Source organism: Microbacterium altimontanum (assembly GCF_058349865.2).
This window is the reverse complement of sequence record NZ_JBYRJB020000012.1, coordinates 37,701-51,371: the sequence shown is the minus strand read 5'-3', so window position 1 is coordinate 51,371 and position 13,671 is coordinate 37,701. Positions and strand designations below refer to the sequence as shown.

12 protein-coding genes are annotated in these 13,671 nt (G+C 68.5%); 4 read left to right on the top strand and 8 right to left on the bottom strand.

Features of this window, described 5'->3' with window-relative positions; translation table 11 throughout:
* Positions 1-15: 15 nt before the first annotated feature.
* Both dnaE and AC3RX1_RS16955 read right to left on the bottom strand, forming a co-directional pair.
* A complete protein-coding gene (gene dnaE, locus AC3RX1_RS16960; RefSeq protein WP_491502384.1) occupies positions 16-3,963 on the bottom strand; it encodes a DNA polymerase III subunit alpha in 3,948 nt (1,315 codons plus the stop codon).
* Between the two features lie 139 nt (positions 3,964-4,102).
* Positions 4,103-7,207, bottom strand: coding sequence for a hypothetical protein (locus AC3RX1_RS16955; protein WP_491502383.1), 3,105 nt, complete (start codon positions 7,205-7,207; stop codon positions 4,103-4,105).
* A gap of 95 nt (positions 7,208-7,302) precedes the next feature.
* On the opposite strand from AC3RX1_RS16955, the gene AC3RX1_RS16950 reads away from it, so the two are divergent.
* The 4 genes from AC3RX1_RS16950 to AC3RX1_RS16935 are packed head-to-tail and all read left to right on the top strand — an operon-like array spanning position 7,303 to position 11,177.
* Entirely contained in the window at positions 7,303-9,072 is a 1,770-nt protein-coding gene (locus tag AC3RX1_RS16950) for a ParA family protein (RefSeq protein WP_491502382.1), read from the top strand.
* Positions 9,073-9,083: 11 nt separating this feature from the next.
* Positions 9,084-9,953, top strand: coding sequence for a hypothetical protein (locus AC3RX1_RS16945; RefSeq protein ID WP_491502381.1), 870 nt, complete (start codon positions 9,084-9,086; stop codon positions 9,951-9,953).
* Positions 9,950-10,345: a hypothetical protein gene (locus AC3RX1_RS16940; protein WP_491502380.1), complete on the top strand. Its 396-nt coding sequence runs from the start codon at positions 9,950-9,952 to the stop codon at positions 10,343-10,345. The genes AC3RX1_RS16945 and AC3RX1_RS16940 overlap by 4 nt, the downstream gene beginning before the upstream one ends.
* On the top strand, positions 10,338-11,177 hold the full coding sequence (locus AC3RX1_RS16935; RefSeq protein ID WP_491502379.1) for a hypothetical protein: 840 nt from the start codon (positions 10,338-10,340) through the stop codon (positions 11,175-11,177). The genes AC3RX1_RS16940 and AC3RX1_RS16935 overlap by 8 nt, the downstream gene beginning before the upstream one ends.
* A 10-nt stretch (positions 11,178-11,187) precedes the next feature.
* Here AC3RX1_RS16935 and AC3RX1_RS16930 read toward each other — a convergent pair whose 3' ends face one another.
* The 6 genes from AC3RX1_RS16930 to AC3RX1_RS16905 all read right to left on the bottom strand — a co-directional run bounded on the left by AC3RX1_RS16930 (position 11,188) and on the right by AC3RX1_RS16905 (position 13,663).
* Complete coding sequence (locus AC3RX1_RS16930) at positions 11,188-11,424, bottom strand: hypothetical protein (protein WP_491502378.1); 237 nt, start codon at positions 11,422-11,424, stop codon at positions 11,188-11,190.
* Positions 11,425-11,475: 51 nt separating this feature from the next.
* Positions 11,476-11,682 (bottom strand): hypothetical protein, encoded by a 207-nt coding sequence (locus AC3RX1_RS16925; protein ID WP_491502377.1) that lies wholly within the window; start codon positions 11,680-11,682, stop codon positions 11,476-11,478.
* The gene (locus tag AC3RX1_RS16920; protein ID WP_491502376.1) at positions 11,679-11,996 is read right to left on the bottom strand and encodes a hypothetical protein; all 318 of its coding nucleotides are present in this window, start codon (positions 11,994-11,996) and stop codon (positions 11,679-11,681) included. The genes AC3RX1_RS16925 and AC3RX1_RS16920 overlap by 4 nt, the downstream gene beginning before the upstream one ends.
* Positions 11,993-12,301, bottom strand: coding sequence for a hypothetical protein (locus AC3RX1_RS16915; RefSeq protein WP_491502375.1), 309 nt, complete (start codon positions 12,299-12,301; stop codon positions 11,993-11,995). Before AC3RX1_RS16915 ends, AC3RX1_RS16920 begins: the two co-directional genes overlap by 4 nt.
* A 31-nt stretch (positions 12,302-12,332) precedes the next feature.
* The gene (locus AC3RX1_RS16910; protein WP_491502374.1) at positions 12,333-12,872 is read right to left on the bottom strand and encodes a hypothetical protein; all 540 of its coding nucleotides are present in this window, start codon (positions 12,870-12,872) and stop codon (positions 12,333-12,335) included.
* Between the two features lie 164 nt (positions 12,873-13,036).
* A complete protein-coding gene (locus AC3RX1_RS16905; protein WP_491502373.1) occupies positions 13,037-13,663 on the bottom strand; it encodes a hypothetical protein in 627 nt (208 codons plus the stop codon).
* Between the last annotated feature and the right edge of the window lie 8 nt (positions 13,664-13,671).

Sequence of the window (13,671 nt, the reverse complement as noted above, 5' to 3'; positions counted from 1 at the left end):
AGGCCGCCACGATTCTCAGAGAGCGCCGACGAGCCTGCCGTCGGGGACTGTGACCGTTCCGATCTCGATGCCGTCTCGGAGGAGCGCGAACGTCCCGCCTCGGCCGCGGAACGCGGGTCTGCACGTGGCGTCCTGCAGGTGTGCGGGGAGCTTCGCGCGCAACTCGCCGATGTTCGGCACCCAGCGCTCGATGACGATATGACTGCTGCCGGTCGAGGCGGTCGCATCGAGGGTCGGGACCTCGTCGAACACCTGGTCGTCGTGCGCCTCGTCGAACTCGACGTCGAAGTCGATGTCAGCGCCCGTGCCCGCCGGTTCTAGAACCTCCATCGGCCAGGCGTCCTCGAACCCGTCTACCGGCACGTCGAACGACTCGTCCAGGGCGAACGACTCGTCGAGCACCATCGGAACGTCGAACTCGGGCAGCTCGGGTTCCTCGTCGCTGCGGTCCTCGCCCACCGTCAGGAACGCCGGGACCGTGACCTGCGCCTCGGCCGTGCGGTCACGCACTGGATCATCGACCTCGACGAGGTCGATGCGGTTCACGGTGAGCTGACGGACGGAGGTCACGGTGATGTTGCCGAACTCGTCCTCCTGCTCGAACTCGCGAACGGTGACCCTGGCGGTGACTGCGACCGGCCACCCGATGACCGGGACTCCGGCCCCGTCCTTCTGCTCGGTGAGCTCGCGGTCCCACATCACACCCTCGATGCGGTCGGCTGAGCCCTCGAGCACGAGGGCGGCCTTGCGCCCCCCGCGGTAGGAGCCTTCCTTCCACCGGGCGAGGATCCCGATGACCGTGACGGTCAGGCCCGCCTCGGTCGGGATCCTCGTGACGGGAATCGCCGCCTCCTCGATGGTCTGAGCGCCCACGGGGATGCGTTTGCGCCATGCGCGGATCTGCTGGTTGAACGTGACCAGTGGGTTCTCTCCGAGCGCCACGCCGAGCCGCTGACGCTGGCGGGCGCTGCGCTCGATGACGCCCCACTCGATATCCGGGGCAACGCAGCCCTCCATGTTCCCGGCGACCCGGGCGATCATCGTCAGCCCGAGCCGCGGCCCGAACTGATCGAGCGCTCCCGCCTCGATGAGGCCGATGATCTGGTTCGCCTGCAGCGGCTTGTTGCCGTCCTCGCTCAGCCGCGCACGGTTGGCGAGGTTGCCGATGCCGGTGAACGGCTTGCTGGCGCGGGCTCGGACGACCGCCTCACCGGCGCTCCCGACCGACGCGATCTCCCCGAGCCCCAGTCTCACCTTCTCCAGGCCCTCGGGCGCGGAGACGGCCCGTGACAGGTTCACGTCCGGGGCGAGGATCTCAATCCCTTCGGCGGGCAGCGCGATGAGCGCCTCGTACCGCTTGTCCTTGTCGTCGGTGTTCGCGAGGATGGCGGCACCGTACGCGCCCGGCCAGTTCGCCTTCAGGTACGCGGTCCAGAACGCGAGGTACCCGTACGCGAACGAGTGGGAGGCGTTGAACGCGTAGGACGCTGCACCTTCGAACATCGCCCAGACCCGCTCGGCGGTGTCCTTGCGGAACACCGGGCTGAACACGTCGCCGTTCGCGTCGCGGAACTCCTGGCCGGCGCCGTCGAGGAAGGCGACCTTCACCTGGGCCATGAGGTCCTTGTTCTTCTTGCCGATGGCCTTGCGCAACTTCGAGCGCATCGGTGCGTCGAAACCGGCGATCGTCGTCCCGAGCAGCATCATCTGCTCCTGGTAGGTCAGGATGCCGTAGGTCGCCCCGAGGCGCGATGCGATCTGCTGCTGCTCATGCGGGTCAGCGGTGTAGATGCCGTAGTCGACCGTCTCCTTGCCGTTCTTGCGCAGGGCGTAGCGCTCGGGCATCTGGGCGGAGATGGGACCGGGGCGGAACAGGGCGAGCACAGCGCTCAGGTGATCGACGGCGTTCGGCTGGACATCCTGTGACAGCGCGGTCATCGCCGCACCCTCCATCTGGAAGATGCCGGCGGTTCGCCCCTCGCGCAGCAGCCGCCACGCGGCGTCCACGCGGGGGTCGCCCTGCGTGTCCGGGTGCGGGATCGTCTCGATCGACAGCCTCTCCCCTGTGGTCTCCTCGATGTACTGCATCGCCGTCTTGGCGATATCGAGGTTGCGCAGCGACAGCACGTCGAACTTGATGAGACCGAACGCCTCCACGTCCTTCGAGTCCCACAGGGTGACCAGGCGCCGGGTGGTCTTGTGGTACCGGACGGGGATGAGATCCGGCAGGTATTGGTCACTGATGACGACACCGCACGCGTGGATGGTGGCGTTGCGGGTCACCTGGTCGAACGACTGGGCGAGGGCGAGGACCCGCTGGCCATCGTCTCCGAACCGGCCGAGCACCCGGCGGAACTCTGCGGACTGCGCGTTGTCCTCATCGAGCAGGTCCTCGAAGCTCATCGGGTTGCCCTCGATGACCGGCACGAGCTTCGTCAGCGCGGCGCCAGCCTTCCCGAGGTCGAGCACCTTCGCTGCGTTCTTGATGGACGCCCGGGTCTTCGACACGCCGAACGAGCCGATGAGGGCCACGTGGCCCTCGCCCCACCGGGACTCGAGGTAGTCCAGCACGTCCTCGCGGCGGCCGCGCTCGAAATCGATGTCGATGTCGGGAAAGTCGGTGCGACCGGGCTCGAGGAACCGTTCGAACAGCAGGTCGTGCTCGAGCGGGTCGATGCCGGTGATTCCCAGGCAGTACGCGATGAGGGATCCCGCGGCGGAGCCACGGCCGGGGCCGACGAGGATGCCGTTGGATTTCGCCCAGTGCACCATGTCCCAGTCGATCAGGAAGTAGTCATCGAACCCCATGTCGGTGATGACTTTCCACTCGGTGTTCAGCCGCTCTGAGACCGCCGCCGGCCGGTCAGGCCCGTAGATGCGTGTCGCGCCCTCGCTGATCAGGTGCGCCAGGAACTTGCGGTTGCTGGCGAACCCCTCAGGGGTCGGGAACTTCGGGAGCATCGGATGCCCGTCGGGCATGATGTCCGGCTCGAACCGGTCTGCGATCAGCTGCGTGTTGTCACACGCCTCCTGCCACCACGGCTCGTCGCGCAGCGCGCGCATCTCCGACTCGGTGCGCAGGTGGTAGCCCTCGCCGTGGAAGCGGTAGCGGTTCGGGTTGTCGAGGGTGTCATCGGTGCGCAGGGCGAGCCACGCGTCGTGCGCGTGCGCGTGGTCGTGGGCGGCGTAGTGGGAGTCGTTGGTTGCCACGACCCTCAGGTCGCTGTCGTCGGCGAGCTGCTTGAGGGCCGGGATCACCCGTGTCTCCTCGGGGATGCCGTGCTCCATGACCTCGACGAACAGGTGGTCGGCGTCGAACACGTCGCGCAGCACGTCGAGGTTCTCGACCGCGAGGTCCGGCCGTCCCTGGGCGAGCGGGCCGAGGACGGGACCGCCCAGGCAGCCGGTGAGCGCGATGATCCCCTCTGAGTGTGCACGGAGCAGATCGATGTCGCAGCCGGGGTACTTTCCGTTCAGCAGCGTCTTGGTCGACTCGTTGTTGATGCGCACGAGGTTGTGCCAGCCGGCGCGGTTGTACGCGATGAGCGTCAGGTGGTAGTAGTGCTTGCGCTTCTCGCGCTTCGCGCGGGTGGCGACGACCGGCCGGCCGTCCTCTGCGATGACCGGATCGCCCTTGTCGTCGAGCTCGTACTCGACGTCCTCGCCCTTGTCGCCGGAGTCGTCGGTCAGATCGTCTGTGACGGTCATGTGCCCGGGGTTCTGGCGGTCGCCGAACGCTCCGTCCGCGGCGACCGCGAGGTAGATCTCGTTGCCGGGCGCGTAGGTCAGACCCATCTCGGCGGCGGCCTTCTTCGCCTTCCACGCCACGTTCAGGTTGCCGTGGTCTGTGATCGCCATGGAGGTCTGGCCGTCGTCGAGGACGGTGGAGAATGCGTCGCGGACGCGAGCCAGCCCGTCGAGGAGGCTGCCCTCTGTGTGCACGTGGAGGTGAGTGAAAGCCATGGTGACCTCTCTATGCGCGTTGCTCGTTTGCGCTGCTCGTCTATGCGTCGACGAGCCACACGCGCCGCGTCGTTTGCCGAAGGCCTCTCTGTCCGCCGGGGCATGGAACAAGGGCCGGTCAACCGACCGGCCCTTGTCGTCAGTTCGCGTACATGACCTCTTGCAGAGCGCTGAGCCGCACCGGAACACCCGAGTGGCGCACGGTGCTCGTCTCCTCCGCGCTGACCGTCTCGTCCGTGCCGTTGCCGCGTAGCCGCGAGGCTCCGATCTTCATGCGTGAGGTGACGTTGCCCGAGCGCTGCGCCGACGTGAGAGTCAGGCCCTCCTGCCACACGCTCTCCCAGGACACGGCGGCGGTCTGCCCGTGCGGGATCAAGTCCTCGTAGACGCGCTTGGCCTCGCGGAAGGCGTTCGCCGTGTCGAACAGGCAGACGTCCTCACCGGAGGCGTTCTGGCCGAAATAGCCGATCGCCTGCCCGCGGCCGACCCACGTGTTCCTTCCCGCGTCGAACTCCCACCCGAGCGACTCGTTGAGAGCTGCGACCTCCACACCGCCGACGTCACCGCTGCGGGCAGTGACCGGCGGCGCGCCAGGCGAGGTGGGGTTGCGCAGGTGCGCGCGGCCGGAGGCCATGAGCTGGGCGAGGGCGGTGACCAGCGCGCGGCCCGGCGTGCCGTTGCGGGCGTCGATGATCGACTGGCCAGCCGACTTGTACAGGGCGTCCATGTAGGAGCCGTCACCCGCACCGAACCGCGCGAGGATCGGATCCTCCGGGTCGATTCCCGCCCACACCGCCAGGCGGTAGAGGGCCGCGATCGAGACGCCGAGGGACGCGACCTGACCAGCGCGGCGCTTGGACTCACCGGCGCCGATTCCCAGATCCTCCTGGAGGACAGCGACGGCGGTGTCCTCCTCGTCCTGCAGCATCCGCATCGCGGTCTCCACGCGCGCTGCCCACGTGACACCCAGGCCCGTGTCGGTGCGCTGCCACATGCGGATCATCGCTGCGACCAGGCGTGCCGGGGCTCCGTCCATCACCGCGCGCTTCAGCGCACGTTCGGCGGCGCGGTCGTCCGCGTCGTTGAAGCTGCCGGGGGCCGTGTAGATCGAGATGATGCGGTCCTTGATCGACTCAATCTGCGGCGGGTTCTCCGCGGTAATCACGAGCATCGCGACCGGGTTCGGCACCTCCCGCTGTGTCATCGTCCGTCCGTCCATGCGGCGCCGGCCCGAGCCGTTGAACACCGCTCGGATGATGCCCTCGAGCATCGTGGACTGCTCCTCCGCCTTCCGGCGGTCAGTGCGTGGGGCGAGGTCGTCGACGACCCACAGCGGGGTACGGCTGATCGCGTGCTCGGTTGCCGCCATCGTGTCGCCGGCGTCACCGTTCAGGTTCTTCTCGTGCCAGGTGCCCGGCGTGTGCTGCCAGCCGGCGAGCACGTAGGACGCGGAGTAGGACTTCCCGGCACGCTTCGGACCCACGAAGTACAGGGTGATGTTCGTGCGGATCGGCAGGGTCGGGCGGAGCATAGCCGCGAGGATCGACACCGCGTTGGCGGGGTTGGTCCAGAAGCCGTTCTCGATGAACGTGGTGAGGACGGTGCGGATGTCGTCGGCGACCTGACGCTTGTAGTCGGCAAGGTCCATGTCGCGGTAGGTGTCGATCACCCCGAAGCTGGATGCCTCCGCGACCTCGTGGTCGGTGACACCCACCTTCGTGCGCTCCTCGTCCTCCGCGGTGCACCCGAGCACCTGCTGACCGACGATGTACGCCGGGTCGGAGCCGGCGACTGGGACCCAGCCCATCGTCGACCAGCTGACGACCGACTGCGTCTCGTCGCGGCGGTTCGCCTTGATCGCGCTGAGCCAGTCCTCCCCCTTGCGCGGCGGCCAGTCGGCGTGAGCGAGCACCTCGTTCGGCAGCTGCCGAGCGTGGCGAACCCAGTCCTTCGGACTGGCCGAAAGGAGCGCGGCGGGGCCCGTCACCCGGTACAGGCGCGGCTTCTCGTCCGGGGTCGCATCCGGGTCCAGGAGCGCGATCTCGATCTCCACTCCCGAGTCGTCCAGCATCATCTGCTGCGTGTCGTCGATGACGCCGGTACGCCGCTCCTCATGGGTCGGCCGGCGGCGCGCCTCGGTGGAGACGATGCGCCCTCCGACGTGGTAGCGGGTGACCCAGTGCACAGGCCCGAGGCTGCCGTCGGCGGCCTTCTCCTGCACCGCCTCCTCGACGATCGCGTCGTTGTTCGGGTGCACGCGCCACTCGCCTGCCTTCGCCTGCTGCACCTTGCCTTCCGGTTGTGGCGGCAGTTCGTCGGTGATGAGCGGCTGCAGGTCGTTCCATGTGCCGATGTGGCTGAGGTAGTCGTCGATCCCGATCTTCGCGTCCGGCTTGAACGCGCCGCTGGTGAGCTTGGAGAGTTCGATCTCCGGGCTCCACATCGCCAGCAGCCGCGGCTTCGCCTTGCGGTCGGCGAAGAAGTTCATCGCACGCTTGGCCTGGTTGTAGACCATGGGGTTGCTTGACACGTCACCATCGAACGCGAGGATGACGCGGCGCTCCTTGAACGAGATGTGCCGCCAATGCGATGCCTGGTCCTCCCACGTCGTCGATGACGACGCGGAGATTACCGGCATCCGCAGCGAGTGCGGGACGCGGTTCATGATCGCGTTCAGCGCGCGACGGGCGTCGGCGACGGTGGAGTAGACCGTGCTCAACTCCTCGACGCTTGTCACCTCGGTGCTCAGCAGGTGCCCGGTGAGGGCAGCGTCGCCCTTGAGTAGCCCCTCGGCCATCATCAGGTCCACCGACGAGTCGATCCACTCCAGCGGCGTCGCCGGGTGCAGGTCGAGCACCATGCCCTCGCCCTTGAACCACGCGTACTTCATGACCTTGCCGGAGCCGTCCTGCAGCGGCCGGGAGGGGCGGTACTGCGTGTTGTACGACTCGGTCGCCATGCCCGTCTCGGTCACCCGGTTCAGCGCGAACCAGGGCATCACGAGGATCTGCTCCTCGTTCGCCACCAGGGTGTTCAACTGCCGGACCAGAACGCTCTGGCTGAGCGCTGCGGCGGTCGCGCGCTCTGCCATCCGCTTCGTGTCGTCGCGGTCCTCCGCCGTCCAGTAGCCGCGCGCCTGCGCGATGAGTGGGGCCACGGCGCTGTCGGCGAGCTTTGCTGCACCGTCTCCGCGGATCTCACCGTACGAGTCGTCGGTCCAGGGCATGAGGTTCTGCTGGGTCATGCCCCGTCTATGCGTGAGCGAGGCCGGCGGAGGAGCGGTTGAACGACCCTGCGGAGAACTGTCGGTCGACGGGGTGCCTCCACGCATAGACGGGCATGTCCAACGCACATCCCACTGTGGGCGTTGTCGGACTCCCCGAGGTCGCGCAGGCCCTCGCGGACCTCGGCTTCGTCGTCCACACAGATTCCACGTTCCGCACCGCCGCTACCGCGGTCGCCCGCGCGCTCCCCTCGGCGCGGTTCAAGGTGATCGTCGCCACGCTCACCGAGCCGGGATTCATTCAGTGGGCGAGCTCGACCGCCGCCAAGTCCGACGGGCTGATCGTGCTGCGCACGAACCCCGCGGTGGACGTCGCCCGCATCACCGGGAACGTGGCGATCGTCGACACGCCGGCGGTCGTCAACGACATCCTCCCGCTGCTCGGCTACGCCCCCGACTCGCGGCCTGCCGCCTTCGTCTCGGTCGATGGGATCGCTCCGGCCCCCGACGCGCCCGCGCTCCGCCCGCTGCCGCAGCTGCCGAGCCCGCTGACTCCCGCTGAGGCGCCCGCCGGGGCCGAGCGGCCCGCGCCGGAGCCCGTGGAAGAGCCGACGTCCTCGTTCTTCGACGTCGAGCAGCCAGCGCCGGCCCCGGTTCCTGAACCCCAGGCCGAGAGCGACGAGGACGTGCAGTCCTCCTCGTTCTTCGACGTCGTCACCCCGTCGCCGGTCTCCGAGACGCCGGCGCCCACGCCGCTCCCGGAACCGCCGTCGTTCTTCGACGTCGTCGACGAGGCACCCGAGCCCGTCAAGACTGTCGAGCTGCCGCAGGCGCTCGATGACGCACCCCGCCGGCCTGAGCCGGTCGAGCAGTGGTCGCCCGCGGCCGCTGACCCGGTACACGAGGTTCCGCGTACTCGTGCGGAGGCACGCGCCGTGCAGGCGACCCCGCCTGTCCCACAGCCCGTGTTCGCACCGACACCTGAGCCGGCTGAGTCGTTCGCCGTGCAGGCGACGAGCAGCGAGCGCCCGCAGGGGTCGGCAGGCGGCGCGAAGGTGCTGTTCGTCGGGGCCGCCAAGGGAGGCGTCGGCAAGACGACGACCACCCTCATGGTCGCCGCGACCGCGGCCGCCGTGGGCCTTCGGGTCATCGTCATCGACGGCAACCGCGGCCAGGGCGACATCCGCACCAGCCTCCGGCTGCCGAGCACTTTCCCGAGCGTCTACGACGCGATCCACGAGCACCCGTCCGCCGCAATCGCGATGCCGGACGAGATCAACGCGGCACGGGGGAAGGGGCTGGATCCCGTCCAGTTCGCTGTCGCGCTCGCGCCGCTGCGCCACCTCTCCTCCCCGAACCTCGCGACGGCTGCCGTGTACGCGAAGGTCCTCGACTACGCGCGCACCCAGGCCGACCTGGTGGTCGTGGACACCCAGATCATCGAGGGCCACAAGACCGACCTGTTCGCCGAGTTCGTGCTCCCCTCCATCCGCTCTGGCGCGTGGTTCCTCGGGATCATCAGCCACGACTGGTCGGGCGCGTCGAACCTCGCCGACGCCTACCAGGAGTTCTTCGACGTCGGGTTCGACCCGCGGTACAGCCTGCTCATCGCGACGTTCTGGCCGCAGTTCGACGAGGAGGACCGCCAGCAGATCATCGCCCGGTACGGGAAGTGGGCGTCGTTCCTCGGGGTCGTCGGGCGTGACCCGAACATCCACGACCAGAAGAACCTCGGGAACCTGCTCATCAGCTCCCCCGCGGTGAAGCCGGTGGTCAACCTCGCGCTTGCCCGGATGACCGGCCAGCACATCTTCGAGGAGGCCGCGGCCAAGGCCGCGAAGGCGGCAGGCAAGAAGCGGCGCGGACTGTTCGGGCGGCGCCGATGAGGCGCTCGGCGATGCTCACGCTCCCCAGCCCCGGGAGCCTGCGCACGATGGCCCAGAGCCTCGCCTGGGCAGTCGCCGTCGAGGGTTACGACGGCGACAAGGGGAGCCTCGTGCTCCTCCCCCACGCCGCCCGCGTGGCGGCCGGCGAGGCGTACCTGACCTGGTCGAACGGGATCGCCGTCCCCAACGGCTCTGAGGTCGCCTGGTCGCTGACCGAGCGCGGGAAGACGGAGAAGGGGACAGCCCGCGTCCACGTCGGTCACGTCGTCGGCGACTGGCCGAACGCACCGTTGCCTGCGCCCGTGTCCAAGGCCCCGGCACAGCAGGCGGCCCTCTGGGAGTTCCTGACCTCGCTCGAGCGCACGGTCGTGGACTGCCTGGAGCGCGCGAACCGCTACGTCGCCCGCGAGCTCGACAACCGGCTCGGCGACGAAGCGGAGGGGTGGGCACCGACCTCCAACCACGGGGTCGTGGACCAGACCGCGATCACCGCCCTGAGCACCGATCTGCTGTTCGGTGCCGGCACCGCCCGCGACTCGATCGTCATGCGCATGGTGCTCCGGGCAGCGAACACCTCCATCAACAACCAGCCGCTCGGAGCGTGGTTCTCCATCAACCTCCAGGCGCGCGCCGAGGAGGCGGTGCGCAAGGCCATCGGCGATCCGCATGTGGGCCGCAAGATCCGGCGCGTCTGGCGGGAGCAGAACCCGTCCACCCCCGAAGAGCTCGTCCAGCTCTACCGAGCGGCGCACCCGAACGACCAGGTCGGCAAGGAACGAATCGCGGCAGCGCTCTCGGCCGGCGGCCTGCTCGATGCCACGAGCTCCTCGCTGTCGCTGCAGCACCACGTCGCCGATGAGGCCACGGAGCTCGGCCGGTGACCCTTCAGGACGCGAACACCGCGAAATTGGAGGCCGCCCGCACAAGAAGCGCCGCGCTGACCTCTCTGAGTACGGGGGTCTCTTCGGTCCCCGACCTCATTCACGCGGCAGCCCTCGACAGCGGGCGACCGCTTCGCCGTATCCGCCTGGTCACCCTCCTGCGCTCACAGCCCGGGGTGGGCACCAAGGCGGCCGAAGCAGTCGTCGCGCGCACACAACAGACCCTCGGTATCCAGTCCGACCGCAGCGTGACGGTCGCGTGGCTCATCGACGCCCGCGCCGGTGGTCGGCGTCTCCAAGCGTGGGCTGACGCGCTGCAACCGCGGCGCCTGCCCTGGACCGGTTTTCCGTTCGCCCCCTGCCCACAAGGAGGGGGCAACAGCCATGTCTGAAATCGACAACTCTGCACTGAACGCTCTGATCATCGAGATGATCGCCTGTGAGGACGAGCGGCAGAAGCGCCGGATGTTCAACCAGGTGTTCGCCATGTTCGCTGAGTACGACACGTTCCACCGCTGGGCGGTGTCGCTGGCCCGGAAGTTCTCGTACCGGGATGTCACCGGCCTCGCCGACATCGAACAGGTGGTCGCCGAGAAGGCCGTCAAGGTGCTCGGGTCTGCGACCCCGGGATCCAGCGCGCGGATCACCGACTGGGCGCGGTTCCTGTTCGGGAACGCCTCGAACGCGGTCAACGACTACCTGTCCAGTAGCCAGGTGACCTTCTCGTCGAAGATGAGCGGTGTCATCCAGCGCCGCCGGATCATCCACCGCACGGAGGCGGAGCTCTCCCTGAAGCTCGAGCGCAAGCCCACGATGGGGGAGATCATCGAGACGGCAAACGCCACCTCCCTCGCCCGCAGCGCGGACGCTCGCAAGCAGGGCCTGCTGCTGAGCCCGAAGGATTTCGAGCAGGTGCTCGCGGACCCCGCGAGCATCGACGAGGACCCGATCGGCCAGGCCGCCGAGAGCGACGACATGGAGGTGCGGAGCGAAGCGAACCTCGCCCTGCGCCGGCTCGGCGAGAAGGCGCAGGCGATGTTCCCCGGCGACGACGTGCTGTACCGCGTGCTCGTCGCGTGGTCGGAGACGATCTCGGACGGTGAGCGCCCGCACATGACGCTCATGCAGTCGATGACCGGACACTCGAAGGCTGACGTCCGCGCGGCGATGGCCAGGCTCAACGACGTGCTGGAGGCGGTGCGCGCTGACTACGCCGCCGTGTGAGCGGCTCGCGCTACTTCTGGGCGTCGTTGCGTCGTAGCTGGCGTTCCAGTGCCGCTTTCAGCTTGCGCTGCTCCTCCTCGGTGAACCCCTTGGGTCGCGCCTGCTCAGCGTCGTACGCGGCCTGCTTGCGCTGCCGTTCGGCCTCCTTCGCGGCCTCGACTGCCTCGTGCTCCTCTTTCGTGAGCGCGGTCTCTGTGTACCCGAGCGGCTTCCACGGCCGGGGGCGAGGATCTGGATGGCGTGGCATGGGCCGATTATTGCAGCGCGGGTCGTCGCTGTCAGCGGGTGGCGAGGGGCATCATTGAGTCCGGTCGCCGTCCGTCCGCACGGGATCGAACCGGAGCAGCGAGAGTGTCCAGGTGCGCCCGCCCAACAGCTGCAGCGCACGGAACGGGCGCCAGGCACCCGCCATGGGCTTGCCGGTCGGGTCGAGGACGACCCAGGCCGAGGGCTGGCGGAGGCGGTTGGGCAGGTAGGTGAGCAGCCGACGAAGGCGACGCATCATGACGATGTGGCCTTGTCGAACCAGTAGTCCGGCTCGATGCGCACGGCGGTCGTCGCGGCGTCGGTCTCTGCGGCCGCAGCCACCCAGTCGATGTGGGTGAACGGCCAGACATCGACCGGGATGTCCTCGCTCATGACGCCCCGGACGATCTCGCCGATGTTCTGACCGCGCCCAAGGTACCGCCCGGCGAGCCGATCGAGATCCCGGTCGGTGAGCTCGAGAGCGGTCAGCGCGCGCTCGGTGACGTCCACGGGTAGCTGCCAGGCGAGGTCGTTGTGCGCCTCCCACTCCTTCACGGCGCGGGCAAGGCTCACGAGTGGACCACCGAGAAGTCGATGTCGGCGATCGTGTCCGGGACAGCGCTGGTCTCCTCGGCCGCCTTCTGCCCGGTCTGATCGACCTCCTGCTCGGCGTCGCCGGCGAGCCCCAGGTACGCGCGGACCAGGGCGTCGTCCTCCGGGGCCCACGCAGCGCGGTCGCTGTTGAGGTAGGCGATGATGTTCCCGAGCTTCAGCTGCTGCGCGGTCGCCAGGTGCGCGAAGGTGACGGCCTTGCTGGACTCGCCGAGCCGGTTCGATTCGAGGGCCCTGGCAATGAGGTCGGTGGGTCGAGTGGTCACAGTGCTTCCTCCGAGGTCTCGTGGTCAATGTTCACAGCGCGGCCTCTGGGCTGTCGAAGACGATGAGGGGCCGCGGGGGCAGAGCAGGGGTGACCACAGGCCCGCCCTCGCTACGGTCGCTGCTTGCCGCCTGCGCGGGCGACTCACCGAGCTCGATAGCCGGTTCCGCGACGGCCTCGACCGGAGTCTCCTGCTCGCCTGGCTGAACGAACGCGAGGCGCGTGATCTCCTCTGCGGTCAGCAGGGCCGTGACCGGGGCAAGGCCGGCGATCAGCATGCCGAACCATGTCTCGATGCGGGTGAAATCCCACTCCCAGCCGCTGGCGGTGTGCGCTGTGTTGATGGCAGCCGAGATCACGACGTACGTGATGAGGACGGTGAGGGTCCACGCACCGCCCTGCCGGCGCCAGCGGCGCACGGCATAGGAGACGGTGAACGCGATCATCAGACCGTCGATGAACAGCGCCGCGAGGAACTGCGCCCACGGCGGGTTGTACGTCCACGCGGCCGCCTCGGTGATCGCAGTGAACGAGAAGATCATGGAGGCGAGCATCACTACCGCAACGAGCACGATTGCACCGATCGCTACCCACGGTCGGTCAGGGCTGATTGTCGCTCGTTTGACCGGCGCGGCGAAGGCGGGCGCAGGGATATCCGTCATGCACCCTCTATGCGCGGGCGCCCCAGACCCGCAAGCGCCAGTTGCTGACGGAACGTGTCCGCGGCTCGGGGCCTTCAGCGCACGTCGGCGAACTGCCGGCGCTGCGAGTAAAACTGGTCGGTCAGACCGTCCGGCATGATCTCGTCGAGGTGCCAGCGGTCCCAGAGCTTGCGGACCGTCCACCCGTCGCCGGCGCTGTTGCGGTAGACCACCGTGTTGTCGATCGCCGCCCGCTCCTCGGCGTTGAAGCGGTAGACGTTCGTGTGCATCTGCGCGGCTCGCGCGACGTTACGCGCGTTCTCGAGCGTGATCCGGCGTGGCCGCTCGGCGTCGAGCTTCTCGATCTGTGCCTCGCGGGCACGGTCATGGAACGCCTGGATCTCGTCGGGGCTGCGCCGGCCGCCCTTGAGGAACGTGATCGCTTCCGGGGAGTCGCCGAACCACTTCGCCCAGCGCTCCAGGTGGTCGTTGGCCCACTGGTCGCGCCGTGCGGCGTAGGCATTTGAGAGGTTCGTGAGCGTCTGGTCGTCGATCGCTGTCGTCTTCCAGAACGTCAGGTACTGCTCGACACCTCCCGGCCACTCCTGCGGGGGGAAGAGAAAGCTGCCACTGGCGCTCGACGCCAATTCGACCTCCGGGTAACTCTTGGGGACCGGGCCGTAGCGTCCGGCGTCGTCCCGCGGCTGCTCATCGACGGTCAACTCTATCT